The organism is Thermococcus aggregans, from assembly GCF_024022995.1.
In the GTDB taxonomy this organism is placed as follows: Archaea; Methanobacteriota_B; Thermococci; order Thermococcales; family Thermococcaceae; genus Thermococcus_A; species Thermococcus_A aggregans.
This window is the reverse complement of record NZ_CP099582.1, coordinates 1,625,067-1,650,260: the sequence shown is the minus strand read 5'-3', so window position 1 is coordinate 1,650,260 and position 25,194 is coordinate 1,625,067. Positions and strand designations below refer to the sequence as shown.

Sequence of the window (25,194 nt, the reverse complement as noted above, 5' to 3'; positions counted from 1 at the left end):
ACTTTCTTCATATCTGCGGAATAAGGGGACAAGTGTAAACCTTTACTTCCTCATTTTGATTCCTATTATAAGTGCAATCAAGACTGCTATGGCGAGAATAAACCCTCCATACGTTTCTTCCTTTGTGTAAAAAGTTTCCGATGGGTCTCCTTCAACACCATAAAAGGTAACGTTGTATATGCATGCGTGAGAACATGGAGCGCCTAGAGATGCCAAATAAAAGGGATGTCTAACTTGGACAGTTTTTTCAAACGCTATTCCATTTTTAAATAGTTTGACAGACAAATTACCCTCTTGTAGCTTTAATTTTGCGTTGTAAATCCCGGGAGAGATATTAGCTGAGCAATAGCTGGTGCAGTAATCCTCGGCTAGACATACCTTTCCATTATGTATGCTCAATATAGGGCAGGGTTCACTTTTCCACCCGTTTACAAGATCAACATCGCTACCATCGTAGAGAAATGTGAAGTTCAACTCAAATTCTCTCCAGTAGCTTTTGTTTGCAAACTCTAATGCACCGACCTTTGGTTCTTCCACAGAACACGAACTGGATGGTATAAGAAGTAAAGGGAGCTCATTTGGCTTAATTTTTGACGTTATAAACGTAAATTCTTTTATTGTGACTTCGCATTCCCTAACTTTTAGGCTGATGTCAAGAACATAAGGCCCGCGGTCCAGATCATGGTGATGTGAATATAAATCTGGCTCGAAAATTGGCAGATAAGAAACCCCGTCCATTCTTCCCGAGGTTCCATAGGACATATAAAAGTACTCTCCTTTTTTGTCCCTTAGCTTGATGTCACTGCTCAATGTACAGTTTCCTATTCCAGAAAGAAGTATGCCTGCCCAATATAGGTATTCGGTCGTGTTTAACTCGTATCCCCTCCATTCGAAGGTTGTACTGCCGAAATCTGCCCATGCGAAGGTGGGGTCTCTTATCAGGGTGTAAACATCGGAAGAGAAGTTGAACGTGTAGGCAGAGGTAAATGGGGCAAGGAATAAGAGGGTCAGCAACGCGACATTTTTCATACCTATCCCCACCAATGGCAGTTGTCTAAATTACTATTAGCAAGTATATTTTAATAAGCTTATGCATAAGGTTAAAATGTTATCTTGCCTAAATTTTTTGAGGTGCGGTAAATGGAGGAAATCCTTAAAGCAATTCAGGAGAAAGACTGCAAAAGACTGGCAAGTTTGCTCTATTACAAGGTGGATGAGCTGAGTGAAGATGACCTAAAAGAGGTTCTTGAGAAGGCCGAAAAACTGGCCCTTGAGTGTAAAGACTATGAGCTGTATAAGCTTGTTGTGTATTACTTCCTCGAATTCTTAAACATCGACAAGATTGAAGAGTTTGAGAAGATAGCTGAAAAAGAAGATAGTTTCGAGGCTAAATATCACCTTGCCGATTTGTACTATCTTATAGGCGAATTGGAAAAGGCACTTGACCTCTACAGAGGTCTTCTTGAGAAGGAGACAGAAAAAGGAAACTTAGAGAACATTGCAAAGATTTACTACAACATGGGGCTGATTCACGAGGAACTCTTGGAGTATGAGAAAGCGCTGGAACTTATGGAAAAGGCAGAAAAAGCCCTAGAAGAACTTGGAAAGGAAGAGGAGATAAAGCAGATAAGGATTTACAAAGCTTACATAACCTTTGAAATGGGAAAAATTGCAGAGGCAAAGGCTGAGCTCGCGGAACTTCTTTCAGAGAATCTAGACAATAGGATGAAGTCTCAGATACACCTTGTTTTCGAGGAAATGTTTGAAGATAAAGATAACTACGAGGCCGCACTTCATGAGTGCCTCTATGCAATGCTCTACGGAAGAGATAGCGAGTACTTTGATGTTGGGTTTGATGCCTTGATAGATGTACTGTGGCAGATGATGCTCGAGGACAGATTTGAAGATATCTACAACAACATGGACATGTTTGCTAGGGCATTTCCAGAAATGAAGGAGTTCTTTGAGGGAGTGAAGGCGGTAGCTCTGTACAAAGACGGCAAAGTAGGGAGAGAAGAAGTTAGTGAGTACATAACCAAAATAAAGAACAGAAGGCTTTTAGACCTTCTTGAGTTCCTAAGCGAAGCGGAGCTTTGACTTTTAGATTTTTACTTTTTGGTGGTCTTTATGGAAGTCAGGGTTGCAAAGCTTGAGGACTGCAAGGGCATAGTCCAAGTTCACTGCTCTGGGGTTGAGAGATGGATAAAGAAAAGCGAGGGGAGAGAAGCCAGTTATGAGGAGCTTAGCATAGAGGAACGCTACCTTCACGGCGGCCCTTGGATGAGCATCGAGACATGTGCAGTTCATCTAAACAGCCTTCTTTTAGAGGGCCAATTTCCAATTGTTGCGGAAGAAAACGGGAAAATAATGGGGAATGCGGAAGTTTTGATAAGTGAAGAGCCCATAAAAGGGAAGATTAAGCGGATTGCCCATATAGACGTTCTTGAGGTACACAAAAACTTTAGGGGCAGGGGAGTGGGAAAAAGCATTGTGGAGTTTATTGAAGAGCTAGCCCGAGAGAAAGGCTGTGAGCTGGTTACCGCAACACCTGAAAAATCAGCGATCGGCTTCTATGAAAAGTTGGGGATGAGAGATGTCCTTCATGATGTCAGCTTTGTTGAGTTTGATCTAAGCTCTTTCCCACTCACGAAAACCAAACCAAAGGTCTTTGAGTTTTCTTGGGATGATGTTAAAAACTTAGAGATGGTCGCAGGAAAGTTTCAGAGCTCATACCACCACTGGTTCATGGCGTTTAAAGATAAAATAGCTGGAATAGATGATAGAATTTACTTCGAAAGTGGAAAGATTGGGGAATCTTATTACGTCCTCGAAGAGGTCTATTACAGGGGTTCTATCGTTACAGGCTATCTTTGGGGAAGGAAAGAAGATTTTCCACTTTTGCTCAGCAGAGCGAGGGAGCTTGGCTTCAAAAAGCTCCGTACAATCATCGAAAAAGACTTAATGGAGAAGTTCAAGCCCAAGGTAATTGAGAGAATTATTATACTCGCGAAAAGCCTTTAATCTTTTTTAAGTCGCTTTTAGTGTTTACGTTAAAAAAGCTCTCTCGCCAAGCTTCTGGAAGGGTCTCTATTTTGATGTAGCAAGGTTTAGAGAGCCTTATTGCCTCATTAAGCATGTATCTGCCTTTGGCTATCTGTTTCTCCAGTATTTCCAGGAAACTTTTCGAATACGCAGCGTGGAGAGGCTCTAAGTAGCCGTTCTCCCACTTTGGGACACAAACATGGGGCTTAAGCTTATGGAACTTTTCCACAATATAGTCCACAAACTCCGGTTGTACAAGGGGCATATCTCCGGCAATTACAAAAGCATCCCCCAGCTTATGAAGAGCTGCGTAAACCCCTCCAGCTGGGCCTACTTCGAGCTCGTCAGTAATGACTCTAAAGCCAAGTTTTTCAAAGATTTCTTGTTTGCCCCTTGAAGTCACTATTACGACTTCCTCTATTTTCTCAGCTCGTAGAACCCTCCCGATGGTGTGGAGTATTAAGGGCTTTCCGCTAACCTTGTAAAGTAATTTTTCTCCTCCAAAACGCCTTGCTTTCCCCCCAGCAAGCACCGCGGCGATCATGTCCTCTCAACCATAGTTTCGTGATTTTTATAAGAATGCCTGTGTTGTTTTGACATTTATTTGTCAATCTGCTTTTTAGTTTTTCGCCAAAACTGTTTTAAAGATGTTAGTTTGTTAACTATGGGTAAGGAGCCATGCCAAGCTACATAGTTGTTGGCGGTCAATGGGGAGATGAAGGGAAAGGGTCAATAATCGCTTATCTTGCGATGCACGACAAGCCAGAGGTCATAGCACGCGGAGGCGTTGGGACGAACGCAGGACACAGCGTTTTTATAAACGGAAAAAAATATGCAGTAAGACAACTTCCCACAGGCTTTATGAACAAAGAGGCAAGGCTTCTCGTTGGAGCTGGAGTTCTAGTTGATCCTGAAGTGTTTTTCTACGAACTTGAGCACCTGAAAGACTTCAACGTCAGAGATAGAGTTGGAATTGACTACCGTTGTGCGATAATAGAGCCGAAACACAAAGAGCTTGACCGGACCAATGGTTACCTCCACGGAAAGATAGGGACTACCGGTTCTGGCTGTGGGCCAGCTAATGCTGATAGGGCACTAAGGAAAGCCAAGCAAGCAAAAGACATCAAAGAACTTGAGCCGTTCTTAACTGACGTTGCGGAGGAAGTTAACGACGCCCTCGATGAAGGAAAGCTCGTTTTAGTTGAGGGAACCCAAGGATTCGGTTTAAGCCTTTACTTTGGCACTTATCCCTACGTTACATCCAAAGACACTTCAGCATCGGCAATAGCAAGCGACGTTGGAATAGGGCCAACGAGGGTTGATGACGTTATAGTTGTCTTCAAGAGCTTCCCAACGAGAGTTGGTGCAGGACCGTTCCCAACAGAGATGAGCGAGGAAGAGGCGGATAGATTGGGGCTTGTTGAATACGGCACAGTTACGGGAAGAAGGAGAAGGGTAGGATGGTTCGACTTTGAGTTTGCAAGGTACTCCGCGAGGGTCAATGGTGCGACAATGCTGGCAGTGACGATGCTCGACAAATACGACAAAGAGGCTTTTGGTGTTACTGATTTTGACAAGCTTCCAAAGAAGGCAAAGGAGTTCATTGAAGAAATAGAAGAGAGGGTTGGAGTGCCAGTGGCTCTCATAAAGACAGGGCCCGAGCTTGGGCACATAATTGACTTAAGGGAAAATATTTAGTGAAGGAACTCCAAGATTTTCTTTTAACTACTTCTTTTCCATTGTTGCAATCTCTTCTAGCGATTAATATTCTCGCGAGGTTTTTCAATGTTCTACTAGCGACGAAGCTGGCGAACCTTCCTTACATTGGCTACGGGCTTGAATTGCATCACGCTTTCCCGCACGTTGGACAAGCCATTCGATTATCGTTCTGCGGAACTCCTCTCCCCACTCAGGGTCTTCGAATATTTCGTGGTATGCGCCATCAAATTTTTTGAGTATTTTGTCTTCAACTTTGAGCCGTTTAAAAAACTTTATTGCACCTTCTGGGGGAGTTATTATGTCTGCAGTTCCAATAAGGAACAAAACGGGAACTTTTATTCTTTCAGCTTCCTTGTGTGCCCTTTCCATGTTCTCAAAAATACTTTTTCCAAGTGCTGCAGAAATTCTGTCGTGAACGAGCTCATCTTCCACATATTTCTTAACGGCTTCTCTGTTTCTTGAAAGGAACTTCGGGTCTAGTCCATTGCTAAGAGTTACGGTGGGAATTAAAGTCCCCAGCACCTTGGCAAGAGACACCATAAAGCTTGGCGTCCTAGGACTTTTAGCCAAAGCAGGTGAAGAAGCTACGACACCTTTGATATTCTCGGGTCTCGTCTCGGCGTATCTCAAAACAGTAAGACCTCCAAGGCTGTGGCCAAAGAGGAAGGGCTTTTCTCCAATCTCTTCAATGATGTCATCTATTATTTCCATAGCCTGCTCTATGGTTGCATGCCCCCTCTTGCCCCCGCTTTTTCCGTGTCCAGGCCAATCAAAGGTGTAGACGGCAAAGCCTTGCTCATTTAACATCTTTATAAGCTTTCCATACCTTCCGCTATGCTCTCCAAGTCCATGAACCAGAATTACCCATCCTCTTTCAGGTGTTCCGAACTTGGCTCTGTATATCATGCCCAGCACCTTAGATAAATGGAAACGAAAACTTAAATCTCTTCTGGAAAGTTAGCTTCGAACTTTTGACAATCTTCTGCTGTAAAGGGTAATGGAAGCTGCCCTTGAGTGAGTTGCAGAAGTTTGAAGCAACTTTTATATGTTTTGAATGTCTATTATAAGTGTGTGCTTGTTAAGAGATAACGAGGAGGATGAGTTATGAAACGACTGTTTGTTGTTCTGGTTTTTCTCTCATTGTTCTTCTTTCCAAAGAACTCAATTGCAAGTTGCTGGATAGTTGACTATGGAGAAAGCTTTGAAGATGTACTTGTAACCTCTGAAGGCAGAGTTTTCGCAGTAGGGAGTGCTTTTTTGAGCACTGATCTTCAGGGGAAGCCATTACAAGCAATGACAACAGTGCACAGAGATCTTGAAGCCCATAAAGTCGTTTTCACTCCGAAGAAAGAATTAATAGTAGCTGGGCATGATTTTATTGCAAAGTTTGACCAGAACGGAAACCCCCTATGGATGAAAAAATTAAATGTGACAGATGTTGCTGTGGCTCCTAATGGAGACGTGATATTTGTTTTTGAAAATGTTCTAGCAAGTCTAACTCCAGAGGGCCAAATTAAGTGGGCTAAATCGGTTGTTGAACCAAATCAAGGTTTCTTGAGATTCTCTAACGTTGCAACAGGCGACAATGGAATTCTGGTCGTTGGATACTTCTTTGTTCCAGAGGGTAACAATGATTATAACGGTTGGATTGGCTCTTTTGACTTTGAGGGGAATATAATATGGCAGAAAAGCCTTGACTTAGGATACGATGAACTGATTGAAGGGGCTTATGTAATCAATAACTCCGCAATATTGGAGGGGGTTGCTGGCTCCCAACACGCTCCTTGGATTGGAGAATACTTTATCGTAAAACTAAACAAAAAAGGTAATGTTCTCTGGGGGCGTGAAATTTTGCCAATAGCTCTGCCAGAAGAAATAAGCACAGATATTTTCTGGTCACTTAAAATAAACGACATAGATTGCAATTCAGAAGGAAAATGCCTTATTGGTGGCAACTTTATAACTTTCCTTCTCGATGAGGACGGAAATCTCTTATGGGCAAAAAGCTTTTCAAGTAATGGCGTTGCATTAACTGATTCTCTAGCTGTATCAGCTAAGAATGTGCTTCTCGCATTTCCAATAAACGGTTCCGACGCCATTGGAAGGGAAGCCCAAGTTACTTTTTTAGCAGTATCTCCTAAACTCCTCCCAACAAAATTTAAGTTGCAGAATTTTTCAATTACTGTAGAAAACGCCTCCATTAGTTTTGCCCCATTAATCGTCCATGGAGAATTCCTATATTACAGCCAAAATTGTTCAAATGCACAGCCCTTTGCTCTCAGTTCTACGGATGATAAGGATTCACAGATATCTCTTCAAGAACCTACGTTGAACACAAAAGAGAACCCTCGGGAGTTCTACTTTGGAGGAGCGGCTTTGGCAATAATAGCATTTCTCTTATACTTGCGAAAGAAAAAATAGTACACTTCACCACTAAATGTCTGATTTTTCTTATGTTGCTACAGAACAATCTTTATATAATTTGAGGTGTGGTATCATTATGATGAGAAGTTCAAATGAAAAATAATTGAGAACATATTTTTGGGGAGTAATACACCAAGAGGGGAGAAGTATGAAAAAAACAGTTTATAGCCTGATACTCGAAGTAATCTTGCTTTCTACATTATTCCTAGGATGTCTCGGGGGAAATCAAACTACTTCCACCTACAAAACTGCCGAAGAAAACACTGCTATAGGCAACGTATCCGACAACATGCACCAACTGATTCCGAGCTATGTTGGATATGCTCATGTTTATCTAAACGAGCCCATAACATTAACGTTCTATTGGTGCTATCCCAAGGAGAACCTCGACAGTTCAACGAATGTGGTCGTTTCTTTCTCAAGGTTTCATGAGATCTACAACTATGAAAGGCTGAAAAGCATAAATAGAACCCTCCTAGGGTACATTCCATTATCCATAACTATGAACTTTAGCAGACCTAACTACCAGTACAATTTTGGAGTATACGCAAAGACGACGTTGTTAGTAGGAGGAACTGAGGTAAATGAAAGCTCAGTCTTTGTAGATCTCACTATTCAGATAGCCAATATTACGTCAGAAGATGTCCCAATTGAATTTGGCCACTACAATCCAGAAGAAGTATCTTTCACAAAGGACAAGGAAGTGGTTGTCTATGCAGTGGAAATTAGAAATCCAACAGAGCAGCCAGTCGAAATTTTAAACGTATCATATGTGAATACAGTGATTATTCCCCAGTACAACATCTCAGTACTAAACTTTGGAATTCTTAGCGCAAGTGATGCCTCACAAGTCCCCACAACACCTCCTAAGAATCTCAAGAGGGTTCTTTTACCCCATGAAAAGGGCATACTTGTGGCTTACATTTACTTAGATAAAGACATTCAGGCTCTCTACTTCAAGCCCAAAATAACTCTGTGCATTGGAGAAAAGGATATGATAATCTCCGGCCCTCCGTTCTCGTATATCAGAATTACAGAGCCTTGCAGTGCAAATCCATAATTATTTGAGGGGGAATGCAAAATGAGAAAGTCCGACATTTCCTTAATTTTTGCTTCTGTTTTTGCCATTCTTCTGGGAATAGCGGGAATAACGGGACACGTTAAACACTCATTCTACATGCTTTACCTTGTGCTCTTTCTGATCACGCTGTCTGCAATCGTGAAGAAGAACATGCCTATCAGCACGGTTGGAGTCCTCTTGAGTGTTCCTTTAACGTATCTGGCAGCCGAAAGTGTCAAAAATCTCCCTGCATTAACGGTGCTTTTAGTAGCATTTGAACTGGGCTTAATTGGCATGTACATCAAAATGGTTTGGAAGAATAGAAATAGAATAGGGCAAAGAATGCTGTTTCTCGGGCACTAAGGAGGTGGAAACGTGAAGTCCCTCAAATATATTAGACGTTTGGTTTTTTTTGTCAGGCCTTCTTTTAATGTTTTCCTCATTTTATCTCGAATGGAACAAATTTTTGATTAGGTACTGTGGGATTGTACTTACCGCAGCAGGAGTGATAGGTCTCCTTTGGGAGTATGTAAACGCTGGCCGTTTAGATGATTGAAATTAAAAAGAGAAGTTAAGTCCCGTGCTCCCAGCTTTCCAAGTATTTCCTCTGCTCTTCAGTTAGCTGCTCAATCTCGATGCCCATGGATTCGAGCTTAATCCTAGCCACCATTTCGTCAATTTCCCTTGGCAAAACGTAAACTTTGGGCTCAAGCTTCTCGTGGTTGTCCTTGATGTACTCCGCTGCCTTTGCTTGTAAAGCAAAACTCATGTCCATGATCTCAGCCGGATGACCATCTGCTGCCGCTAAATTCACTAACCTTCCTTCCGCAAGGAGGTATAACCTTCTTCCATCTTTGAGCTTGTACTCCGTAATATTGGGTCTTGGATTGCTTATCTCAACGGCTAAGCTTTCTAAATCTGGCTTGCTTATCTCAACGTCAAAATGCCCAGCATTGGCTAAAATCGCCCCATCTTTCATGAGCTCGAAGTGCTCCCTGCGGATGCAGTTTATGTTTCCGGTTGAAGTAACAAAGATGTCTCCTACTTTTGCGGCTTCCTTCATTTGCATAACCAAGAATCCATCCATTCTAGCCTCTAAAGCCTTTATTGGGTCTACCTCGACCACTATTACCGTAGCTCCCAATCCCCTAGCCCTCATAGCTATTCCTCTTCCGCACCATCCGTAACCGACAACTACGACGTTTTTACCAGCAACGAGCAGATTTGTGCTCCTAATTATTCCGTCCCAAGTTGATTGTCCCGTTCCATAGCGGTTGTCAAAGAGGTATTTTGTATAGCTGTCGTTTACCGCTATGATTGGGAACTTAAGCACCCCTTCCTTTTCCATCGCCCTTAATCTTATCACACCCGTCGTAGTTTCTTCACTCGCTCCCCATATTTCTGGAATAAGCTCTTGCCTCTCTTTTAAAACCGTCGAGACCATATCCGCACCGTCGTCTATGATTATGTTCGGCCTTATGTCGAGAGCTTTGTGCATGAACTCGTAATATTCTTCCCTACTTTCCCCCCTTATGGCATAAACTTTTACTCCGTTTTTGGCTAAAGCGGCAACAACGTCATCCTGAGTGCTTAAGGGATTGCTCGCTGCTGCCGAAACTTCAGCTCCGGCGGCTTTTAAAGTTAAAAGCAAGAAAGCGGTTTTCATCTCAAGGTGCAACGTTGCGGCAATTCTAACTCCTTTAAAGGGCTTTCTTTTTTCAAAATCCCTTCTTATGTGCTGGAGAACAGGCATAAAGCGAGAGACCCAGTCTATTTTCTTCTCTCCTTCGGGTGCCAAATTAATGTCCTTTACACAGTAATCTTTTGTGCAGTCCATACCATCACCCTTTTGAGGTAATGCTAAGAAGTTAAAAAGGTGATTATCCAGACAATAGGTGTCGGTAATGAGGATTGTACTCGGAGATAGTTTAGTGATAGTGGATTTAACCCTTGAGCTCAGCGAAGAAACCACTGTTTATCCCGGCGATCCAAGAGTTGAAATAAGAAAATGGACTGCAATTGAAAAAGACGGTTATTATACGAACGCCCTCTTCCTCGGAGAGCACAGCGGGACACATGTAGATGCTCCAGCACACTTCATTCCGGGCGGAAAGACGATAGATGAGATACCCCTTGAGAGATTCATTGGAAAAGGCGTAGTTCTGGATGTATCCTCTCTAAATGAGAACATAAAGCCGCAAGATATCACGAAAAGTGCCGAAGTCGTGCTTTTCTACACCGGTGGGAGAGAGGTATATCTCTCTGAGGAAGGGGCAAAATACTTGGTTGAGCTTGGTGTTAAGGTTGTGGGAATCGATGCCCCCACTATAGGTGATTCCAGCACTCACAAAGTCCTGCTGTCTAATGAAGTTGTTATTTTCGAAAACCTTACCAATCTACAAAAGCTCATAGGAAAGGAATTCACGTTCTTTGGGGTACCGTTGAAAATCAAAAACGGCTCGGGCAGTCCAGTTAGGGCTTTTGCAATAATAAAAGAAGAAGAGTAGAAATCACTCCTCCCTAAATGCTCCGTACTTCTTGGGGTCGTAGAAGGGTGGAGTGACTGTTACGGCTTTCTTCTTTTGTCCCCTTATCTCAATTTCTATCTCCACGCCTGGTTTGGCGTATTCTGGCTTAACGAATCCTATGCCTATGCCAATTCCCAGCAGGGGTGAGAGCGTTCCACTTGTTACTTCTCCAATTTCTTTTCCTTCTGCGTATATCTTGTATCCTGCCCTTGGTACTCCTTTGTCAACCATCTTGAAGTGCACCATCTTGCTCGAGAGCCCCCTCTCCTTCTGCTTTAGAAGTGCCTCTTTTCCAATGAACTCCTTGTCCCAGAAGACCGCAAACTCGAGGTTTGCCTGCAAGGGGGTTACTTCGTCAACATCAGTGCTCAGGAGTTGGAGCTCTTTTGTTTCATTGCCGTAGAGCGTGTATCCCGCTTCAAGCCTCAAGGTATCTCTCGCACCAAGTCCGGCAGGCTTTATGCCGTATTTTTGTCCAGCCTCAAGGATCTTTTCCCACACGTAGAGGGCTTTCTCGGGTTTTCCTCTCTTTTCTGGGTCAGGATGATAGGGGTTAGCATCTTCAAAGTAAACCTCAAAGCCGTTCTCACCGGTGTAACCGCTCCTTGAGAGAAGCATCTTTATGCCGTCGAGCTCAACTTCCTTTGCTTGGAACCACCAGAGCTGGTTAATGTCAATTCCAAAGAGATCCATTGCAAGGTCTCTTGCCTTGGGACCTTGAATTGAGAACATTACATAATCATAGGTCTTATTTTCAATCTCAAGGTCGAGTTTGGTGTATTGTTCAATTGCTCCTTTAATTGAGGTAAACCACGCGTAAAGCTTTTCGAATGCATCGCTGTCGCACACCATCATGTATGTATCGTTGCCCATGTTAAACACAAGGGTCTCATCTTTCACAGCTCCTCTCTCGTTGAGGACTAGGGTGTAAGTTCCGCTTATTGCCGGTGGTTTGGAGATGTCATTGGTTGTGGTATATTGAAGGAACTTGAGGGCGTCTTTCCCTCTGAAGAAGATTTCACCCATATGTGAAACATCAAAGATTCCAACGCCGTTTCTTACTGCAAGGTGTTCCTCCTTTATACTTGAGTACCAGATGGGCATTTCCCAGCCTGCAAATTCTTCAACTTTTTTTGCATGCTCTTTGTGCCAGTCAAAAATGTGCACCCTCTTCATAGTATCACCATTTATGATGTATTCCATTCTAAATATAATGTTTTCCTTCCTAAAGACCTAAATACCTTCATGATGATATATATCAGGTGGTTGCATGTTTGAAAAAGTACTTTTCCCGACGGACTTCTCTGAAGTGTCTATGCATGCGCTTAGGGAGTGCATACCCCAGCTGTTTGAAATAGGTGCCAAGAAACTCTACCTAGTCCATATAGTGGACATAACCGCCACCGACATAGAAGCCATAGAGCTCATGAAAATAGATGAGGAAGAGCTAAATAAGCTTGCCGAAGAAATAAGGGCAAAGGGAATTGATGTCGAGCCAATAGTGAAAGTTGGAATACCGTCGCTTGAAATAGCCGAGATAGCTCAAGAGAACGACGTGGATTTAATTGTTGTACCCTCTAAAGGCGAGAATATTCTCAGGCAAATGCTTCTTGGGAGCACCGCTTCAAATCTTGTCAGAGCAACCAAAAAACCCGTACTGGTTGTGAAGTATGAATGGGATGAGAAAGAGAAGAAAATTAAATGTTTATCAGACTGTAGGGAGATCTTCAAGAGACCACTAATAGCATTAGACTTCTCTCCATGCTCTGAAAAAGTTGTAAATGCTGCAAAGAAGTTTGAAGAGCTCATCGAGGAAGCCACGCTTATCCACGTGGTCGATTACGGAAAGCCAGAAGAACTCGAGAAGAACATTGAAAACGCAAAAACAAAGCTGGAAGAATTCGCAAAGATGTTTAACGTTCCGGTAAAGACTGAAGTGCTTACCGGAATAGCGTCCCACTCAATACTAGGCACTGCACTGGCTAAGGGTTCTTCACTTATAGTCATAGGCAAGAAAGGCAGGAGTGTTATAAAAGACCTCCTGCTTGGAAGCACGGCAGAAAGAGTCGTGAGAGATTCAAAGCTTCCAATCCTCTTAGTACCATGTGAATAACCTCAGACTGGAACGGCTTCCACATCAAATTCGGTAGCTACCCTGTTGCCATCATCGGTCATTCTTTCTTTTTCCCCTTGGTTTAAAAACCTTTCATTGTTCTGAATTTGGGCTTTCTTTGAGAAGTGTTGAAAGCAGCAGCTTTAGCGGCTTGTTTTTTATAAGCGTCAGTGCTTCTTGGATTTCTTCCTGGCTTGCACTGTCTCTAGCGGCGTACAGGTAGAGGGCGTAAGCCATGACCTTGGGATTACCCTCGTTGAGTTCCTCAGCCGCTCTAGCGAGTTCTCCCATGCTTATCTCGTCCGCCAGTCCTTTTAATCTATCTTTGTCGTCCTTTTCGAGAGCATCTCTTAAAGGTTTGTAAAAGCGGTTTATAAGCAAACGTGCCATTCGCTCCCTCTTTATGAGGTAATCAATCGGAGTTTCTTCTTCGGATTTTCTGGAAGGAAGCACATAGTATACGACGGGAAGAAGAATGAAGAACACCATCAAAATAATATAAGGAGTTAGCGAGAACGGCAGCATCTCGCCATACCTATATTTGAGGTACAAAAGGAGAACTAAACCTATGAAGCCCCAGAGCATGAAAAAGGCTATGTAAATCTCACTAATTCCTTGATTTTTTTCGAGTAGCTTATACTTGGAACTTGCCCCTATTTTATTTAGAAATTCCAACCTGTTTTCCGCTAACTCTATTTCTGCTTCGAGTCTCCTTATCCTTTTGTCAACCTCTTTCAGCACATCTCTCATAGCAATCCTTCCAGAAGTGTTGCTATTCTCTCACTAACCACTTCAAGGATCCTCTCTCCTTTTTCTTTTGTCGCTCCTTGAGGGTCATCGTTGACTCCGTTCGGGAAAAGCTCAAGCCCTATGTCCCTCCTTATTACTCTGACTGGAGAGCTTCTCTTTTCTCCCTTTGCTTTCTCCGTTCTAACAAGCTCTGGAGCTATCGCAAGCATTACTGAAGTCTCGTCTTCTCCTGCATGTCCTTGGGAGGAGCATATCTTGAGTATTTCTTCCCTGAAGTCTATCCACCAGTTTATGAGAATAATCTCAACGTCATGACTTTCGGCGACTTCTTCACTTGCTTCTATGAGTGGATACACGTTTCCTCCATGGCCATTTAGAATAACTATCTTGCTAAAACTTTCTTCTGCGAATTCCCTTAATACGTCCCTAACATATCTGCGCAGGCTGTCTGCTTTCACGTTTATCGTTCCTGGATAAACGTTAAGCACAAAGCTGTGTCCATACCAGATCGGAGGCGCTATGAGAATTTCTATCCCCTTCTCTTTTAGCTTTTTTTCGACCCTTTTTGAGATCTCAAGAGGAGCAAAAACGTCAGTGCCTAAAGGCAGATGTCTTCCGTGAGCTTCAACACTGCCTACAGGGAGCAAAACAGCAGATACCTTAGCTTTTATCTTTTCAAATTCCTCCCACGTCAGCTCTTCCATCCTCATCTGTTTCCCCTTAGATATTTGAAATGATTTCCTCATAAACCTTTTCTATTCCCACTACAACCTTGTCCCATGAATACTTCTCTTCGACGGCTTTTCTTCCATTGTTTCCATACCATCTTCTCAGCTCCTCATCCTCCAAAAGCTTTTGAATGGCCTTTCTGAGCTCAAGCTCATTTCCGGGAGGAACTAAGATGCCCGCCTCGTTTTCTTTTAGAACTTCAGGTATTCCGCCAACGTTTGTAGCTATAACGGGAACCCCAGACGCCATAGCTTCAAGTACTACAATCCCAAATGCCTCAGCAGAGATTGATGGTAGCACAAAAACATCTGCCATTCTGAAAATCTCTGGAAGTACATCGTCCGACACATATCCCATGAAAACGACCTTATCCTCTATTCCGAGGAACTTGGCCTGAGCCTTTAAAAAGGAGAGTATTTCTCCAGTTCCTACCATTACAAGAGTAGCATCTTCTATCTTCGAGAAAGCATTCAATAGCACGTGAGGCCCTTTCCGGTAGCTCATTCTGCTTACATAAAGAACGACGTTTCCTTCAATCCCAAACTTAGCTTTTATTTTATCTTTTTCCCTAGCGGGTGAAAAGCGCTTGTCCTCAACTCCATTTGGAATTACCGAAATAGGGACATCCGTAAAATGTTCTATAAATGCCTTTGCAGCCTTACTAACTGCTATTATTTGGTGGGGGTAATTTAAATAGTCGGTGAAAAGGGAGAGTGTAAACCCCAAGGCTTCCCAGAGCTTCGATTCATGGGCAAAGGATATGCTGTGCGTTGTAAGGAGGGTCGCCTTCCCCATGATTCTTCCAGCCTTAACGGCTTTCAAAGCGAGAGGTGTGAATGCATGATGGGAATGTATTACATCAAAGTCTTTTAGGAATTCATTGAGTTCCTCTGAAGATTTCAACCCATAGGTTAGGTTTACGTCCAAAAAGGGGCTTATGATCCCTGGAATTTTTATAAGTTCTATTCCCAGCTTTTCTAACTCTTCTTCTTTTCCAGTGGTTCGGTTGTTTGTGACTATCGCTACCTCGTGCCCTCGTTCTTTGAGCTTTATAGCTAGGTGGTGCATGTGAGACGCAACTCCACCTATTTTCGGGTAATACCAGTCGCTAACTAGGGCTATCTTCATGTCCACCACCCAAAAGCTTGTAAAATACAAATGCACCAACTATTGAGTACTGATACTGAAACAGGAACTTATAAAGGAATGCCGTAAGAGCGCCTTTTGTCGATGGGCCGATGCCCACAAGAATGCCGAACTCATTGGCTCCAAGCCCAGAAGGTATCCCGCTGAGAGAAGCGAAGATAATGCTCATAAGAAAGGCGTAAAATGCACCTTTTAGTGAGATATCCAGAGAAAATGCTTTTCCCACGAGGACTAAGCCGAAAACTTGGAGGAATATCACGGCAAATGATAATAAAAACGCAGTGGCAAAGCTGGTTTTACTTTCTTTTGCCTTTTTCCAACCCAAGTAGCCACGGTGCCACCATTCTTTGAGTCTCGTTGAAATTTTTCTGGCACCTAAGCCTTCCCAAACTTTGAAAAAGGTAAGCGCGACCCGGTGAAAAGCCTTATCATAAATAAAGGCAACGAGTATTATGGCTATCCCAAGAAGACCCAGTTTTGTGAATCCCAGAAATATCAAACCAAAAGAAATGAGAATAACAACTTCTGCGGCCATTCCAAGAGCAAGAGAAGAAAGGGCTGCAAAGTAGTCCCCTCCAACAAGTTTGACTTTTGCCATATGTCCCAAGGTCGGAGGAAGGATTGCCATGAGGTAATAGCCACTTACAAAGGCTTGGAGAGTCTTTCTAAAGCTGGCTTTTTGAACTTTCCTTAAGATTAAGTACCACCTCAACGCGCCGAGTAAAAGAGTAAAAACTGACAGAACAAGGGCGAGAAGCAAGTAGCCATAATTTGCTTCACTTATCGCTAAGGCAAGCTCTTTAAAATCGACGCTTTTGTAGAGATAGGCAAGAGAGATTAAAAAAGCCAATGCACTAAAGAGCTTTCTTAAAGTTGTCTTCCTCATGTTATACACCACTGTGTGTTAATGCGTGAAATACTAAAAGCAAAGCCACACTCCAGTCTAAGAGTTTGTAACTTATTTTTACTTCCCTTTTAGTTCCTATTAAGCTTAACACCCCAGTTAATGCAAAGGGATAAAAAAGGGACCCCAATAGGATTGCAAGAGATAAGAGCGAAAACACGAGAACTAATTTCTCTGAGGTTCCTTTGCCGATAAGTATTGGGGTTGTTTTTAGACCTGCTTTCAGGTCGCTTTCGTAGTCCTCAAGGTGGTTTCTTAGCTCCATAGCCATGGAATACAAAAACAAGGCTAACCCTATCAAGACCTCATATCGACTTATGTTCCCGTCAAAATAGGCTCCATATATAAAAGGCATCGTGCCGAAAAACAGCCCATGTGAGACTACATCAGCTATCGGTCTGGCCTTAAGCCTAGGAGGAGCGGAATAAAAAGTTGCCAAGGCTGTCATTGTTGCATAGACAATAAACGCATCCCTGCTTGAAAGGAATGAGATAATCATACCCATCAATATCAAGGCGAAAGATAAGAGAACCCCTACCCTAAAGCTAAGCTCGCCGCTTGCTATTGGATTTTTATTTCTTTTTCGAGGATTTAGAACATCCGTGTCGGAATCGAAACAGTTGTTTATGGCAAATGCATAGGCGACATACAGTACAAGTGAAAGAGCAAACATCAGGGCTTTAGTAACATCGGGGTTATCCCCAAAGCTAGTTAAGATTCCCAGGATACCAATTCCTATGTAAGCCCTTCCGTCCAGTATCCTCACGTTTTTTATAACTGCTCGCAACATTTTACCCCTCGTTGAGTGTTGGAGCAAGACTTATAAACCTTTTCACCAAAGTGTGATTAGGTATGAACAAAAATCTTCAGACGTGATCCCTATGGAGGAGCTGCTAAACATTTTCACGAATGTGCTTAAGAAGTTTGAGCTTACAAACTCTGAAATTAGGATATACTCCCTCCTTTTAGATGAACAGCTAACAGCAAGGCAAATAGCAAAAAGGCTTGGACTCTCTGAGAGAATCGTTAGGGAGAAGCTCAGACATCTTCTCGAACTTGGGCTTGTTGAAAGAAAGCTTGTCAATAGGGGCTGGATTGGGTATATTTACTGGGCAAAGGCACCAAGAGAAGCCTTGAAAGTTTTGCTTTCTAAAATGGAGGAAATCATAAGAAGCATGGAGAAGGAAGCGAACAAAATACTCTAACTCTTTTCCAAGAGCTCTCTCACGTACTTGGGCATCTGGAATAGTGTTTCGTGCCTTTCGGGGTCGTAGTACTGCAGGTTGAGGTCCTTTGCCCTAGCTAGGTCAACCTTTGTGAAATCTATCTCTCCCTTAACTCCAACCAGAAAGCTCCAAGGAGACGCGTAGCCAATTACCGGGAAGCTAAAGCAATAAACCCTATCGAAGACCTTTTTCATGTTCTTGTAAGCGCCAAGCAACTCATCTGTGAAGAGGTAAACGCTGCCTGCTTGAGTAATGTATAGCCCCTTCTCCCCTAAAGCTTCATATGCATCTCTGTAGAATTCCTCACTGAATAGGAGCTTTGCAGGGCCAACTGGATCTGTTGAATCCACTATTATGACGTCAAAGTGATCTTTGTGCTTCTTCATGTATTCAACTCCGTCCCCTATAATGAGCTCTGCCCTTGGTTCTTCTCCTTTAATGGTTCTCTCAAGGAGTCCCCCATCAATTTTTAGGTATTTCATTGATACTTCAACAACTTTCTCGTCTATTTCCACCATAACTGCCTTTTCAACGGTCTTGTGCTTGAGAACTTCCCTTAGAGTTCCTCCGTCACCTCCACCAATTACGAGAACCTTTTTTGGATTTGGATGGGCAAGCATAGCAGGGTGAACTAATGGCTCATGGTAACTTCTCTCACTCTCCTCCACAAGCTGAACAGTGCCGTCGATTACAAGAAGCTTTCCAAACCCTTCAGTCTCATAAAGCTCTATCTTCTGATATTTGCTCTCTACGTCAATTATTTTTGAAATGACCTTGAATCCCACACCATAACCCCTTGGGTACCACTCAATGAACTCCATCACCTTCACCTTGGTTGAAAGCTTATCCAATGTTTTTTAAACTTTTGCTTTTGACTGGCCAATATTTGACAAAAATTTTGATTTAAGGAGGGCAATAAAGGAAAAAAGATCACTCCTTAAAGAGAAGCCCCCTATCAAGTTTCACAACACTCGGCTTTTTGCATTTTAACTCCTTGATAATATACTCACTCGCTTTGAGGGGCATTGTATGATCTCCACAGGTATAAACATCAACGGCAGCATAACCATGCTCGGGCCATGTGTGAATTGCGATGTGACTCTCAGAAACGACAACAACACCAGAAACGCCTTGAGGAGAAAACTTATGGAAGCGCTTATCAATAATAGTTGCATTTGCCACTTCAGCGGCTTTGGTAAGTATTTCTTCTATTTTCTCTATGTCGTCGAGTATCTTGGGATCGCAGTCGTAAAGATCCAACACGACATGCATCCCTAGTGGGGTTTCGATTACTTGAGCCATCGCCATCACCTCCTTCCATTCTCAACACCTCCTTATACTTTCTTTGTACTTTTTGAAATTGAAAAATTAAAATACTAATAAGGCAGCATAACAACGGCAGCAACAGCAGCAGCGGGCTTATCTTTAACTGTTATCTCGGCAACAGCAGCCTTAAATTCCTTGAGCTTCCAGCCTCTAACTCTAAAGCCTTCTTCCACCATTTTCTTTACCATTTTCTCTGCTTCTTCCTTGGTGCAGTAGCCGCTGTACTCGTATATTAGTCCTCCAGTATTGTCCTCGCTAATTCCGACACCAAGGGCGGCGCTAATTGTCGAACCTGGCTCGTCGCTTTCTATGTGGGCGTAAACCGTTGGAAGGAGCATTCCAATTGGAATATTCTTCGGAAGCTCGTCAATCCACTCTATGTGTGCTGGAATGACGCTGCTGAGCTTTACTAAGTTGACGTTTCCGATGCCCATTTTGAGTAAAGCGTTGTCAAATGCGTTTAATTTTGTACCCCCCTCCGCGCTTGTAGCGAGTAAAATGGCTTTTTTTGGAGTTGTCCAGCTCATAAGTGTTTACCTCCTTCTTTTTCATCTATTCTCAGGTTAATCATGATTTTAAGCTTATTTAATTAAGAATTTCATTGTCAGTTTGCTTTTACGCATAGCCTTGCTTATAAACCTTTCGCCTTATGCCCCTATCAATTTAGACCACTCCAGAAAGGTCTAAAACTAAAAAGAAGGAAGGAAATTTTAGGAATTTTCGGCCGAGAAGAGCTTTCCAATTGTAGTGGAAACAAACATTCCCAAAACACTAGCTAACGATGCTATTGCATAAAGGTGCTGGCTTAGGACTCCATACTCATATCCCAACTCACCCACGAGCAGTCCAAGAACTCCGAAACTTGCAACTCCGCTTGCCCTTACTATTGTTTTTCTGATTTCTCCATTCCATGTAAACGCCATTGTTAAGAGAATTCTAAGGATATAGGCTAAGATAAAGAAATAAACAACTTCCACTGAAAATTCAGTTTCAAAGTTTATTCCACGCCATGCAAAGAAAATTGGAGCGAAAATACCATAGGTTATTCCAGATATTATCGTGTACACCCTCTTATACTGCTTGGTTCCCATTAAATCGCTGTGAAGTAAAAGTCCAACGATGAAAGCCCCAAGGCTAAAGTGGAGCCCTATCATTTCGCTGGCAAGGGCTATCGAAGTTGCGAGGATCATCACCAAGCCAAAAACTGCTTCGTCGCTTTTTAAATTCCTGAGCGCTCGTATAATCAATACTTTATGCTTAACATTTAGGATGTAGTTTATTCCAAAAAGAACTCCTAGGAACAGCCCATCTTTCAGCAACTCAAGAAGTAGGTCAAAATAGGTTAAATGATAAATCTCAAAATTAACTAAAAGATACAGACTAAGGAGAGCCCCAATTTCACTTATTACTGCATACGATAAAGCAATATGTAAAAAATCCCCTCCAAAAAATCTGGACAATCTGAGAACTATGGGCGCAGATGCCACGGAAAGTATTGACCCGACTATGAGGTTTTCATGGGAGATTGTATAATCCGTGAAGGGAATAGTTATAAATGTCATCAAGGCGTAGGTTACTATGTAAAGGGGAAGACTCTTTTTACCACCTAAATGGACTTCTTCAGGCGTAAGCTCCAATCCAGCATACATCATTAGGAAAAATATGCCAAGCTCTGCAAGAAGATTTAACTCCTCTCTGGGCATTGAAACAAGGAAGCTCCCCAACAATAAGCCTGCTGAAATCTCTCCAAGAAAGCCCGGATATCCTAATCGTTCGAATACCTCAGCAAAAAGCCTTGCAACTGCAATTATAATAAACACATAACCGATCATACCAATTTCCACAGCTGCACCTCCACCTTCTTTGGTGCTTCACTTTATTAAAAAAGTTTCTAAAAAAGGAAGGTTTTTATTTTGCGAAATGTTAACTACCTTTATGAGGCACTACGAGATTTTGAGAATTAGAGAGAACGGAAAGATAGAAGTACCTTTGGAATGGGCGTATGAGGTTGGACTCGTTAAGGACGCCTATTTTCTTGTGGAAATTGATACCGACCTAAATGAAATTCACCTGGAAAGAATAGCGCTTCCTGGAAAAGAGCTTGTAGAGATTGAACTTGTTGTGGTAAAAGATAAGCCCGGAGTTCTGGCTAAAATCACCGGCACTCTTGGAAAGCATAAGGTCAACATCCTATTCAGCGAGGCCGAGGAAATGGAGCAGATTGGCCTTGGTGCCATAGTTGCAGTTGTGGATGTAAGTCGAATGGACATAAGCAAAGAGGAACTTGTTGCAGAGTTGCAAAATATTGAGGAAGTCATGGAAGTTTCGCTAAAGGAAATTGAGTAAAAATAAGAGCAACAATGCAGTGAAGAGGAACATGTAAGCATTTATTTCTTTGCCAAGGCTACTGAACTGCTCTGGTATGAAAGCCTCAGTAGAGATTTCAAAGACTCCCAAGTTCTTAAGCAGGTAAAAGAGAATGAAGGCCATTGCAATGCTGCTCAAGTCTTTAAGAATGTTAAGGTGGGGGTAGAGATAGATGCCCCCAACGAGTGTTAAAGTTCCAAGCAGCAGGGGAATTACTGCCTTTTTTCTGGGGAGTTCGGCTTTTTCCTTTCTCTTTGAAAGGTAATAATTGAGCTTTGTAAATGAGACCAGAGTCCCTATCCCGCCAATATAAAAGAGATACTCCAAGACTCCCTGTAAACCTTCTGAAATCTTGCTCTTTCCAAAAGCTCCTATGAATGGGCTTATGCCTCCTATTGCAAGGCTTAAAAGTATGATTGCTATGGCCAGCGGCTTGCTTGATCTATAGGAAAGCTTTCCTAGGTCTCTTGTGTTATAATGTTCAGCTATTGTTCCAACACTGAGGAAGAGACCTCCCTTGAAGAGGGCATGGGCTAAGGCATAATATGCAGCACCTAAGGGGTTCAGGAGAGCAATCCCCAGGAGAACATAACCCATTTGGGAGATTGTGTGATAAGCCAGAAGCCTCTCAGAGTTTTTCTGCAAAATTGCCATTGCTATGCCAAAGAACATGGAAAAAAATGCCAGAGTAAGTAAAGTTCTCTGCACAAAGATACCAATTGGGAATGTCAGTGTGAGGAGAATCATTCCGTAAGCCGGAGCCTTAACGACCAAACCAGAAAGCAGGGCACTTATGGGGGCGTCAGCCTTTGAATGGGCATCCGGAAGCCAAAAGTGCAGGGGGAATATGCCGCTTTTTAGAAGTAGAGATGTAAAAGCCAAAGCTAGAGCTGCGTTAATTTCTCTTGACATTCTTAGATTCTCTTTTATAAGGGCTAGGTTTAGATAGCCGGTCTTTAGGTAAATTATGCCTATTCCCAGGATGAAAATATAAGATGCTAAAAGGGAAAAGATAGCGTACTTGAATGCCGCCCTCCTTGCCCCCTTCTCCTTTGAAATTCCCACAAGGGCAAAGCTTGCAACCGATGCTATCTCCATGTAAATGTAGTAATTAAAGAGGTCTCTACTTATAAAAGCCCCCAAAAGCCCTGCATGAAGAAGGAGGAGAAGCACATAGGCCTTGTTTTCAATTTTCTTGGGGTAGTAGTTGCCATACACATAGAGGGCGACAAAAGCTGATAGAATTAGCTCTGCCATTATAAAGGGAAGGTTGTAATTATCTGCAGCCACTTCAATCCCCAAAATCCTGTTCCAGTTTCCAACAATTTCGTTAAACGGGAGGTTTTCGATTATTTGAGGCAGAAGAATCCACGGGGACAACATACCAAGAAGGAATATGTACTTGGAAAACTTTTCCTTCCTTAAAGCTGGAAGAATGGAAGTCAAAAATGCCATAATGAGGGGAAATGCAACGATAAGAGGAATCACTCTTCCTCCCTCCTAATTCTTAAGATTAGAGCCAGTGCAAGCGACGTTATGGCAACGTCGACCACAAGGGTAGTTAGCATAAGGGTAGCCGGTAAAGGGTCAACGACTTTCTCCCTTGGCATTATTGGAACATCTGCTCCTTCGACGTAGCCAACGCCAATAAAGAACAGGACAAGGCCGATTGATATTACGTTTATGGAAAGAACTATCTTGATCAGGTTCTCTTTTGTAAGGAGGCCGTATAGCCCTATGAGGATTATCATGATCCCTACAAGTTCGGGACTAATCACGCTCCACCCACCTCAGCAGAATATAAAACATGAACGTAAATGCAGCTCCAACCTTCAATGCAACGCCTATGTTAAAGAGGGGAATTATTCCACCGCTTAGGAGAGAACCGAAATCTCCCCTTCGTAGAAAGTTGTAGAAAAACCCTCCGAAGAATACACCAGCTGTTGCCAAGAGAACTAAAAACCCTCCTGAGGCTCCTTCGATAAGCTGAACCTCCCAAAATTTGAAAGTTTTTCTGACCCTTTTATATCCGTGAGATGTTATGAGGAGGATGACACTAACTGCAACAATAACCCCCGCTTGAAACCCTCCTCCGGGACTTAGATGTCCGTAAATCATAAGGTATGCAGAATAAGCCACCAAAAATGGGCTTATGAGCTTTGTTGTTGTTCGCACTATTAAGCTCATCTTCATTTCTTCTTACCTCCCAGAAGGACGTAAAAGCCAGCGATAGCTGTGAAAAGAAGTGTCGCTTCCCCTAAGCTGTCATATACTCTCCAATCCGCCAAGATTGCTGTGACCAAGTTTGGAATCCCAACTTCTTCCCAGTTGGTGATATAATACTCATAACTTCCCCCTTCGCTTCGGGAGTAGTCCAAATTTACGAAAACATATCCAAGCGAGAGAAGCAAAAGTACAGCAATTACTCGCTTCACTTTTCCACCTCCCGGATTGTAAAGAGAAACACGCCTATCACAATCGCCCCTACAACAATGGCAGAAAGAGCAACATCGGGAGCTCTCAAAAAAGTCAACACCAGCACAAAAGCTAAGCTGAGAAAGGCATATTTAACAACCGCACTAACCAAGTTTTTCTCCTCTATTACCGCAATTGAAAGGGCTATCATGGCTAAGAGCAGTATGTCAAGGATTATCCCATGCATACATATCCACCACAACTTCTGGCTTTATTCCATATTTGTACGCTCCCCTAGCAATCGCATGAGAGACCATGGGGTTTATTAGGGCTATTAAAAACGCTAAGACGAGAAATTTTAGCTTAATCAACAATGGCGCTTCCGAAGCAATCGCCAAAGCAATTAGTATGGTCATCGCTCCGCCAGTATCGCATTTCGTTGCTGCATGGAGCCTTGTATAAACATCGGGAAAGCGGAGAATGCCGAGCGTTCCAAATACCATTATCGATTCCCCAAGGAGAAGGAGAAAATACTCTATCATTTTGCTCCCTCCATGTATTTTGCTAATATCAACCCTCCTACTGCATTTACCATAAGGAGTACAATCGCAAGATCCAAGAAAAAGTATTCCTTTGCAATGAAACCGAAAATTGCCAATATAACAACAGTTTTCGTTGTTACGGTGTTGATACCGACGATTCTATCGGCCAAAGTCGGGCCAAATAGTACTCGATAAGATAGGATCAGAGAAGTAGCCACTAATATTATTGCAGCCCATCCAAAAGGATTCACCAGAAGATTTTCTTCAACCATCTTTCAATATCTCCTTTGATTTTTTCACCCGCAACTTCTCTATTAAGGGTTTCTACATTTATCCAGTGCACGTAAAGATAGGTTTCACCGAGCTTTTTGTTAACGTCAAGAGTTAATGTTCCGGGAGTAAGGGTTATGGAGTTTGCGAGAATTGTTATTCCAGTGTCTGAGTGCAGATCGGTTTTTATCTTCACAATCCCGGGGCTTATGTCCATTAACAGGGCATGTTTCGCTACTTTAAAATTGCTTTCAATTAGCCGGAATGCCATGATAAAAAGATACTGTGGGATGGCAAAAAAACCTATGTAGAGAATTTTCTCTATAATATGACCGCTCTGCCTTATGTCATCGGTGAGCATTTCATACATGAGGAGAGAAATCACCAGTGTTGTTATTCCTCCAATGAATAAATTTTCAATCCTCGTATTTCCGCTTATCACTATCCAGAAGGAGAAGAGTGCAATCCAGGTAAGAATTATTTGTTCACATTTTGGGAGTTTTTGAGCTTCATAAGTTTCAAACAATACCCTCTGCCTTATCTCGTCGAGTCTTTCCCTTAGATAGAAAGGCACTCTGCTCATGTTTTTTATTAGACTTTCATTGATTATAATCCTTTCGTCTGGCAGTTTCC

Annotated in this window: 32 protein-coding genes; 10 read left to right on the top strand and 22 right to left on the bottom strand. The window is 42.6% G+C overall.

What is annotated here, in order from left to right; all coding sequences use genetic code 11:
• Positions 1–42 precede the first annotated feature (42 nt).
• Positions 43–1,029, bottom strand: coding sequence for a hypothetical protein (locus NF865_RS09000; RefSeq protein ID WP_253304387.1), 987 nt, complete (start codon positions 1,027–1,029; stop codon positions 43–45).
• A gap of 111 nt (positions 1,030–1,140) precedes the next feature.
• Here NF865_RS09000 and NF865_RS08995 point away from each other — a divergent pair, with 111 nt between their 5' ends.
• Together NF865_RS08995 and NF865_RS08990 are read left to right on the top strand one after the other, a co-directional pair.
• Entirely contained in the window at positions 1,141–2,097 is a 957-nt protein-coding gene (locus NF865_RS08995; protein WP_253304386.1) for a tetratricopeptide repeat protein, read from the top strand.
• A 30-nt stretch (positions 2,098–2,127) separates the two neighbouring features.
• Positions 2,128–3,021 (top strand): GNAT family N-acetyltransferase, encoded by an 894-nt coding sequence (locus tag NF865_RS08990; RefSeq protein WP_253304385.1) that lies wholly within the window; start codon positions 2,128–2,130, stop codon positions 3,019–3,021.
• On the opposite strand, the gene mobA is transcribed toward NF865_RS08990, so the two are convergent.
• Positions 2,999–3,586, bottom strand: a complete 588-nt coding sequence (gene mobA, locus NF865_RS08985) for a molybdenum cofactor guanylyltransferase MobA (protein WP_253304384.1) — start codon at positions 3,584–3,586, stop codon at positions 2,999–3,001. The two genes, NF865_RS08990 and mobA, sit on opposite strands and share 23 nt — an antisense overlap.
• Before the next feature lie 134 nt (positions 3,587–3,720).
• Here mobA and NF865_RS08980 point away from each other — a divergent pair, with 134 nt between their 5' ends.
• Positions 3,721–4,740 (top strand): adenylosuccinate synthetase, encoded by a 1,020-nt coding sequence (locus NF865_RS08980; RefSeq protein WP_253304383.1) that lies wholly within the window; start codon positions 3,721–3,723, stop codon positions 4,738–4,740.
• An 84-nt stretch (positions 4,741–4,824) separates the two neighbouring features.
• Here the strand turns inward: NF865_RS08980 and NF865_RS08975 are convergent, their stop codons facing one another.
• Positions 4,825–5,667: an alpha/beta hydrolase gene (locus NF865_RS08975; RefSeq protein WP_253305650.1), complete on the bottom strand. Its 843-nt coding sequence runs from the start codon at positions 5,665–5,667 to the stop codon at positions 4,825–4,827.
• 234 nt (positions 5,668–5,901) lie between these two features.
• Here NF865_RS08975 and NF865_RS08970 point away from each other — a divergent pair, with 234 nt between their 5' ends.
• The 3 genes from NF865_RS08970 to NF865_RS08960 all read left to right on the top strand — a co-directional run bounded on the left by NF865_RS08970 (position 5,902) and on the right by NF865_RS08960 (position 8,608).
• Positions 5,902–7,182 (top strand): hypothetical protein, encoded by a 1,281-nt coding sequence (locus tag NF865_RS08970; protein WP_253304382.1) that lies wholly within the window; start codon positions 5,902–5,904, stop codon positions 7,180–7,182.
• Positions 7,183–7,333: 151 nt separating this feature from the next.
• The gene (locus NF865_RS08965) at positions 7,334–8,245 is read left to right on the top strand and encodes a hypothetical protein (protein ID WP_253304381.1); all 912 of its coding nucleotides are present in this window, start codon (positions 7,334–7,336) and stop codon (positions 8,243–8,245) included.
• A gap of 21 nt (positions 8,246–8,266) precedes the next feature.
• The gene (locus tag NF865_RS08960; protein WP_253304380.1) at positions 8,267–8,608 is read left to right on the top strand and encodes a hypothetical protein; all 342 of its coding nucleotides are present in this window, start codon (positions 8,267–8,269) and stop codon (positions 8,606–8,608) included.
• A gap of 208 nt (positions 8,609–8,816) precedes the next feature.
• On the opposite strand, the gene NF865_RS08955 is transcribed toward NF865_RS08960, so the two are convergent.
• A complete protein-coding gene (locus NF865_RS08955) occupies positions 8,817–10,082 on the bottom strand; it encodes an adenosylhomocysteinase (RefSeq protein WP_253304379.1) in 1,266 nt (421 codons plus the stop codon).
• Between the two features lie 94 nt (positions 10,083–10,176).
• Here NF865_RS08955 and NF865_RS08950 point away from each other — a divergent pair, with 94 nt between their 5' ends.
• Positions 10,177–10,752 carry a cyclase family protein gene (locus tag NF865_RS08950; protein ID WP_253305649.1) on the top strand — a complete coding sequence of 192 codons (576 nt, stop codon included), beginning with the start codon at positions 10,177–10,179 and terminating at the stop codon, positions 10,750–10,752.
• Between the two features lie 3 nt (positions 10,753–10,755).
• On the opposite strand, the gene gcvT is transcribed toward NF865_RS08950, so the two are convergent.
• Positions 10,756–11,949, bottom strand: coding sequence for a glycine cleavage system aminomethyltransferase GcvT (gene gcvT, locus NF865_RS08945; protein ID WP_253304378.1), 1,194 nt, complete (start codon positions 11,947–11,949; stop codon positions 10,756–10,758).
• A 94-nt stretch (positions 11,950–12,043) separates the two neighbouring features.
• On the opposite strand from gcvT, the gene NF865_RS08940 reads away from it, so the two are divergent.
• Positions 12,044–12,886 (top strand): universal stress protein, encoded by an 843-nt coding sequence (locus NF865_RS08940; RefSeq protein ID WP_253304377.1) that lies wholly within the window; start codon positions 12,044–12,046, stop codon positions 12,884–12,886.
• Between the two features lie 93 nt (positions 12,887–12,979).
• Here NF865_RS08940 and NF865_RS08935 read toward each other — a convergent pair whose 3' ends face one another.
• Genes NF865_RS08935 through NF865_RS08915 form a run of 5 tightly spaced genes read right to left on the bottom strand, consistent with a single transcriptional unit; the run spans position 12,980 to position 17,205 of the window.
• A complete protein-coding gene (locus NF865_RS08935) occupies positions 12,980–13,636 on the bottom strand; it encodes a hypothetical protein (RefSeq protein WP_253304376.1) in 657 nt (218 codons plus the stop codon).
• On the bottom strand, positions 13,633–14,346 hold the full coding sequence (locus tag NF865_RS08930; RefSeq protein ID WP_253304375.1) for a creatininase family protein: 714 nt from the start codon (positions 14,344–14,346) through the stop codon (positions 13,633–13,635). The genes NF865_RS08935 and NF865_RS08930 overlap by 4 nt, the downstream gene beginning before the upstream one ends.
• Before the next feature lie 10 nt (positions 14,347–14,356).
• The gene (locus tag NF865_RS08925) at positions 14,357–15,493 is read right to left on the bottom strand and encodes a glycosyltransferase family 4 protein (protein ID WP_253304374.1); all 1,137 of its coding nucleotides are present in this window, start codon (positions 15,491–15,493) and stop codon (positions 14,357–14,359) included.
• Positions 15,474–16,397, bottom strand: a complete 924-nt coding sequence (locus NF865_RS08920) for a lysylphosphatidylglycerol synthase transmembrane domain-containing protein (RefSeq protein WP_253304373.1) — start codon at positions 16,395–16,397, stop codon at positions 15,474–15,476. Before NF865_RS08920 ends, NF865_RS08925 begins: the two co-directional genes overlap by 20 nt.
• Before the next feature lies 1 nt (position 16,398).
• A complete protein-coding gene (locus tag NF865_RS08915) occupies positions 16,399–17,205 on the bottom strand; it encodes a UbiA prenyltransferase family protein (RefSeq protein WP_253304372.1) in 807 nt (268 codons plus the stop codon).
• 52 nt (positions 17,206–17,257) lie between these two features.
• Between NF865_RS08915 and NF865_RS08910 the strand changes: the two genes are divergently transcribed.
• Entirely contained in the window at positions 17,258–17,620 is a 363-nt protein-coding gene (locus NF865_RS08910) for a helix-turn-helix domain-containing protein (RefSeq protein ID WP_366513783.1), read from the top strand.
• On the opposite strand, the gene speE is transcribed toward NF865_RS08910, so the two are convergent.
• The 4 genes from speE to NF865_RS08890 all read right to left on the bottom strand — a co-directional run bounded on the left by speE (position 17,617) and on the right by NF865_RS08890 (position 20,811).
• The gene (gene speE / locus NF865_RS08905) at positions 17,617–18,462 is read right to left on the bottom strand and encodes a polyamine aminopropyltransferase (RefSeq protein WP_253305647.1); all 846 of its coding nucleotides are present in this window, start codon (positions 18,460–18,462) and stop codon (positions 17,617–17,619) included. The genes NF865_RS08910 and speE overlap by 4 nt on opposite strands.
• 109 nt (positions 18,463–18,571) lie before the next feature.
• A complete protein-coding gene (speD, locus tag NF865_RS08900) occupies positions 18,572–18,943 on the bottom strand; it encodes an adenosylmethionine decarboxylase (protein ID WP_253304371.1) in 372 nt (123 codons plus the stop codon).
• 74 nt (positions 18,944–19,017) lie between these two features.
• Positions 19,018–19,494: a pyruvoyl-dependent arginine decarboxylase gene (locus NF865_RS08895; RefSeq protein WP_253304370.1), complete on the bottom strand. Its 477-nt coding sequence runs from the start codon at positions 19,492–19,494 to the stop codon at positions 19,018–19,020.
• A 183-nt stretch (positions 19,495–19,677) separates the two neighbouring features.
• Positions 19,678–20,811, bottom strand: coding sequence for a cation:proton antiporter (locus tag NF865_RS08890; protein WP_253304369.1), 1,134 nt, complete (start codon positions 20,809–20,811; stop codon positions 19,678–19,680).
• A gap of 91 nt (positions 20,812–20,902) precedes the next feature.
• Between NF865_RS08890 and NF865_RS08885 the strand changes: the two genes are divergently transcribed.
• A complete protein-coding gene (locus NF865_RS08885; protein ID WP_253304368.1) occupies positions 20,903–21,313 on the top strand; it encodes an ACT domain-containing protein in 411 nt (136 codons plus the stop codon).
• Here the strand turns inward: NF865_RS08885 and NF865_RS08880 are convergent.
• From NF865_RS08880 to NF865_RS08845, 8 genes are read right to left on the bottom strand one after another with little or no spacing between them, the layout of a single operon-like run.
• Positions 21,296–22,822: a proton-conducting transporter transmembrane domain-containing protein gene (locus NF865_RS08880; protein WP_253304367.1), complete on the bottom strand. Its 1,527-nt coding sequence runs from the start codon at positions 22,820–22,822 to the stop codon at positions 21,296–21,298. The two genes, NF865_RS08885 and NF865_RS08880, sit on opposite strands and share 18 nt — an antisense overlap.
• On the bottom strand, positions 22,819–23,112 hold the full coding sequence (locus NF865_RS08875) for a cation:proton antiporter subunit C (RefSeq protein WP_253304366.1): 294 nt from the start codon (positions 23,110–23,112) through the stop codon (positions 22,819–22,821). Before NF865_RS08875 ends, NF865_RS08880 begins: the two co-directional genes overlap by 4 nt.
• A complete protein-coding gene (locus tag NF865_RS08870) occupies positions 23,105–23,527 on the bottom strand; it encodes a Na(+)/H(+) antiporter subunit B (protein ID WP_253304365.1) in 423 nt (140 codons plus the stop codon). Before NF865_RS08870 ends, NF865_RS08875 begins: the two co-directional genes overlap by 8 nt.
• Positions 23,524–23,769: a Na(+)/H(+) antiporter subunit B gene (locus NF865_RS08865; RefSeq protein WP_253304364.1), complete on the bottom strand. Its 246-nt coding sequence runs from the start codon at positions 23,767–23,769 to the stop codon at positions 23,524–23,526. Before NF865_RS08865 ends, NF865_RS08870 begins: the two co-directional genes overlap by 4 nt.
• Positions 23,766–23,996 (bottom strand): hydrogenase subunit MbhD domain-containing protein, encoded by a 231-nt coding sequence (locus NF865_RS08860; protein ID WP_253304363.1) that lies wholly within the window; start codon positions 23,994–23,996, stop codon positions 23,766–23,768. The genes NF865_RS08865 and NF865_RS08860 overlap by 4 nt, the downstream gene beginning before the upstream one ends.
• Positions 23,977–24,291 carry a monovalent cation/H(+) antiporter subunit G gene (gene mnhG, locus NF865_RS08855; RefSeq protein WP_253304362.1) on the bottom strand — a complete coding sequence of 105 codons (315 nt, stop codon included), beginning with the start codon at positions 24,289–24,291 and terminating at the stop codon, positions 23,977–23,979. The genes NF865_RS08860 and mnhG overlap by 20 nt, the downstream gene beginning before the upstream one ends.
• Positions 24,288–24,563, bottom strand: coding sequence for a monovalent cation/H+ antiporter complex subunit F (locus tag NF865_RS08850; RefSeq protein ID WP_253304361.1), 276 nt, complete (start codon positions 24,561–24,563; stop codon positions 24,288–24,290). Before NF865_RS08850 ends, mnhG begins: the two co-directional genes overlap by 4 nt.
• Positions 24,539–25,144: a Na+/H+ antiporter subunit E gene (locus tag NF865_RS08845; protein ID WP_253304360.1), complete on the bottom strand. Its 606-nt coding sequence runs from the start codon at positions 25,142–25,144 to the stop codon at positions 24,539–24,541. Before NF865_RS08845 ends, NF865_RS08850 begins: the two co-directional genes overlap by 25 nt.
• Positions 25,145–25,194 lie beyond the last annotated feature (50 nt).